Consider the following 3675-nt stretch of genomic DNA (forward strand, 5'->3'; position numbering starts at 1 on the left):
CAGTGGTGGTTCTGCGGGGCTAGCCCTCGGAGATCGCGTCCAGGCGCTTGACCGTGGCCTCGAACTCGGCGATCAGATCCGCCATCACCTCGGCGACGGAGCGCACCTCGTTCATCCGGCCGACGATCTGCCCCACCGGCATCGCGACGACGTCGGGATCACCGGCGGCGTTGATGCGGTTGTGGGCGTCGGAGACGAGCAGGTTCTGCAGCGGCATCGGCAGCGGCGTGGGCGATCCCTCGGCCTCCCACGCGTCGGTCCACTTCGACTTCAGCAGCCGGGCTGGCTTGCCGGTGTAGATCCGCATCCGGCGGGTGTCGGCGGAGGTGGCGCGGGTGAAGGCGGTCTCCCAGCCGGCGTGGGTGTTGAGGTTGCGGTACTCCGACGTCCCGAGCCAGATGGAGCCGGTCCAGACGCCCTGTGCGCCGAGCGCGAGGGATGCGGCGATCTGCCGGCCCGAGCCGATCCCGCCCGCGCCCAGCACCGGCACGTCCGGCCCGACCGCGTCGACGATGTCGGGCTGCAGGACCATCGAGGCGATCTCGCCGGTGTGCCCACCGGCCTCGTAACCCTGGGCGACGATGATGTCGACGCCGTTGGAGACGTGCGAGACGGCATGCTTCGGTGCGCCCGCAAGCGCCGCCACCTTGATCCCGTGCTCGTGCGCCTTCTCGATCACGTCGTTGGGCGGGGTGCCGAGCGCGTTGGCGATCAGCACGGGCCGGTGCTGCAGCGCGACGTCGACGTGCGAGCGTGCGGTCGAGTGCAGCCAGCCCAGCACCCCTTCGCGCCCCTCCCCCTCCGGCAGCGGCGGCACGCCCAGCGAGAGCAGCGTCTTGTCGACCCACTCGGTGTGCTCCGCAGGGATGTAGGCGGACAGGTCGGTCGAGGTGCCCTCGGTCGGCACCTTCATCGGCATGACGACGTCGACGCCGTAGGGCTTGCCGTCGGTGTTCTCGTCCATCCAGGTGAGCGTGCGGTCGAGCTCCTCGGCGTCGTTGAAACGTACGCAGCCCAGCACGCCCAGCCCGCCGGCCTTGGAGACCTCCGCGGCCACGTGCTCGGAGGGGGTGAAGGCGAAGATCGGGTAGTCGATCCCGAATGCCTCGCACAATGGCGTACGGATCATGCTGTTGCTCCTTCGGAGTCCTGCTCGGTCGCGGTCGCTCGGTCGGCCAGGGCGATCTCCTTGGCCTTGGGGTACTGGGCCTTGCCAGTGGCGTTGCGGGGCACCTCGTCGACGATGGTCAGCGCTCGTGGCAGCTTGTAGCCGGACAGGTGCTCCCGCAGGAACGTGCGCAGCCCCTCGAGCTCGATCGTCGCGCCGGGTCGTGGCTGGACGACCGCCGCCACCGCCTGGCCGTAGCGCTCGTCCGGGATCCCGACGACGAGCGTGTCGTAGACGTCGGGGTGGGCCTTGATCGCAGCCTCGACCTCCTCGGGGTAGACCTTCTCCCCGCCCGTGTTGATGCAGTTGGAGCCTCGTCCGAGCAGGGTGAGGCGGTTGTCGGTCTCGATCCGCGCGTAGTCGCCCGGGATCGCGTACCGCTCGCGGTCGATCTCCATGAAGGTCTTCGCGGACTTCTCGGGGTCCTTGTAGTAGCCGACAGGGACGTGACCCTTCCGGGCGGTACGGCCGATCTTGCCGACGTCCTTGGCGAGGTCGAGGGGATGACCGTCATCGCCGATCACGGCGGTGTGCGGGCCAGCGGTGACCACCGGACCGTCGGTGGACAGCGCCGAGGCGTCCTGAAGACCCGTGCCCTGGAACCCGGTCTCGGTCGAGCCCACGGAGTCGGTGAAGACGGCGTTCGGGAACGCCTTCATCCAGCGTTCCTTGACCGACTTGGAGAAGATCGCGGCGCTGGAGGCGATGGCGAACAGCGACTGCCCGTCGAAGCCACCGGCCTCGTACGCATCGATGAGGGGCACCGCCATGGCATCGCCGGTCATGAACATCATCTGCACCTTCTCGCGGTCGACGATCTCCCAGGTGCGTACCGGATCGAACTTGGGCTCCAGGATCGTCACCTGACCGGCGAAGAGATGCATGAGCAGCGAGGCCTGGGCGCCGCCGTGCATCAGCGGGCTGAGCGGCAGCGTGATCAGCCCGTCGCCCGCGGCCTGCTTGGACTGGTCGTACTCCTCCAGCGGTACGCCGGTCATGAAGTCGATGCCGCCGCCCAGCACGCGCCAGAAGTCCTCGTGACGCCACATCACACCCTTGGGGAACCCGGTGGTGCCACCGGTGTAGATGACGTGGATGTCGTCGGGGCTGCGTTCACCGAAGTCGCGAGCGTCGGACTGGCCGGACTGCGCCTCCTCCAGCGTGACGCCACCGAACGGGCTCAGGTCGGAGTCGTCGCTGGGCTCGAGCGGGTTGGGCACCGCGACGAACGTCGTCAGACCCTCCAGCTTCGGGGCGACCTCGGCGACGAGCGGGGCGTAGACACGGTCGTGGACCAGTGCCTTGAGGTCGGCGTTCCCGAAGAGGTACTCCAGCTCCCCGGCCACGTAGCGGTAGTTCACGTTGATCGCGACGGCACGGATCTTGAGGATCGCGAGCAGGGCGATGACGTGCTCGACGGAGTTCTTGGAGTAGAGCCCGACGTGATCACCCTTCCCGATCCCCTGGGCGGCCAGGTAGTGGGCCAGCTTGTTGGACTCACGCTCGAGCTCGGCGTAGGTCACTTTGCGGTCGCCGACTTGGACCGACACCTTCTCGGGCGCGGCGTCGACGGCGTGTTCGAAGAGGTCAGCAAGGTTCAGCGCCATGAGTGCGAGACTAGAACACGTTTCAGTTTTCCGCTAGGGTCTGATGTTATGCCGATCACAGAATCTTCTGCCGAGACGCCGCATGCGATCGTCGAGCAGGACGGCCACAAGCTCATCGTCACGATGAACCGTCCCGAGCGCCGCAACGCGCTCTCCTCCGAGATGCTGCGGATCATGGAGGACGCCTGGGACCGGGTGAACTCCGACCCGGAGATCCGGGTCTGCATCCTGACCGGCGCGGGTGGCTACTTCTGCGCCGGGATGGACCTGAAGAAGGCCGACGAGAAGCCCCCCTCGGAGTCGTTCGAGGAGGGCTTCGACCCGTCGGTGATCAAGGGGCTGCTCAAGGGCTTCCGGCTCACCAAGCCGCTGATCGCGGCGATCGAGGGCCCGGCCATCGCCGGCGGCACCGAGATCCTGCAGGGCACCGACATCCGGGTGGCCGGCGAGTCGGCCAAGTTCGGCGTCGCCGAGGCCCGCTGGTCGCTCTACCCGATGGGCGGCTCCGCGGTGCGTCTCCCCCGCCAGATCCCCTACACGGTCGCTGCCGAGCTGCTGCTCACCGGGCGTACGTTGAAGGCGTCCGAGGCCAAGGAGATCGGACTCATCGGCCACGTCGTCCCCGACGGCACCGCGCTCGAGAAGGCCCACGAGCTCGCCGACATGATCGCCGCCAACGGCCCGCTCGCGGTCCAGGCGATCCTCCGCACGATGCGCGACTCGGAGGGCAAGCACGAGGAGGAGTGCTGGGCCGACGACGCCAAGGTCGGTGCCGCGGTCTTCGCCTCCGAGGACGCCAAGGAGGGTCCGAAGGCCTTCCTGGAGAAGCGCAAGCCGGAGTTCAAGGGCAGGTAGCCGAGACGTCACTCACGTCGGCCGAGAAGTCACCCCCGTGACTTC

The 3675-nt window shown here is 68.1% G+C and carries 3 protein-coding genes; 1 reads left to right on the forward strand and 2 read right to left on the reverse strand.

Annotated elements, in window-relative coordinates; translation table 11 throughout:
• Window positions 1-19 precede the first annotated feature (19 nt).
• Window positions 20-1129, reverse strand: a complete 1110-nt coding sequence (locus tag ACFVJS_RS26995) for an NAD(P)H-dependent flavin oxidoreductase (RefSeq protein WP_378886639.1) — start codon at window positions 1127-1129, stop codon at window positions 20-22.
• Window positions 1126-2775, reverse strand: coding sequence for an acyl-CoA synthetase (locus tag ACFVJS_RS27000; protein WP_378886640.1), 1650 nt, complete (start codon window positions 2773-2775; stop codon window positions 1126-1128). The genes ACFVJS_RS26995 and ACFVJS_RS27000 overlap by 4 nt, the downstream gene beginning before the upstream one ends.
• Window positions 2776-2823: 48 nt before the next feature.
• Between ACFVJS_RS27000 and ACFVJS_RS27005 the strand changes: the two genes are divergently transcribed.
• Window positions 2824-3630 carry a crotonase/enoyl-CoA hydratase family protein gene (locus tag ACFVJS_RS27005; RefSeq protein ID WP_378886641.1) on the forward strand — a complete coding sequence of 269 codons (807 nt, stop codon included), beginning with the start codon at window positions 2824-2826 and terminating at the stop codon, window positions 3628-3630.
• Window positions 3631-3675: the final 45 nt, after the last annotated feature.

The sequence above is a fragment of the Nocardioides sp. NPDC057772 genome, assembly GCF_042798075.1.
Classification (GTDB): Bacteria; Actinomycetota; Actinomycetes; order Propionibacteriales; family Nocardioidaceae; genus Nocardioides.